At 64.7% G+C, this 255-nt stretch carries 1 protein-coding gene; it reads right to left on the bottom strand.

What is annotated here, in order from left to right; genetic code table 11:
• Positions 1–255 (bottom strand): hypothetical protein (locus AEA42_RS22820; protein ID WP_231640347.1); only part of this gene is annotated, 255 nt, incomplete at both ends.

Here is a 255-nt window from a genome sequence, read left to right as displayed (position 1 = left end):
ACGCCTCCATGGTGGAAGGGGGTGGGCCGACAGCGACGATCAATACGGTCGGGGCATTCGGGGCGGTTTCATCCGCCACGGTTGCAGTGTCAGAGCCTGGGCCTGAGGTGTTGTTGGCTGCATCGGTCTGGGTCGCGGTGACCGTGATGCTGCCACCTTCACCCGGGGCGGTTTCCGTCCAGCTGATAACGCCGGTGGTGGCGTTGTAGCTGTAGCCTGTCGCCGGAGTGCCGTCAGCAAACTGCAGCGCCCCAT

The sequence above is a fragment of the Shewanella sp. Sh95 genome (assembly GCF_001308045.1).
Lineage (GTDB): Bacteria > Pseudomonadota > Gammaproteobacteria > Enterobacterales > Shewanellaceae > Shewanella > Shewanella xiamenensis.
Note: the sequence above shows the minus strand (reverse complement) of the source record. Positions and strands in the feature narration are given on the sequence as shown.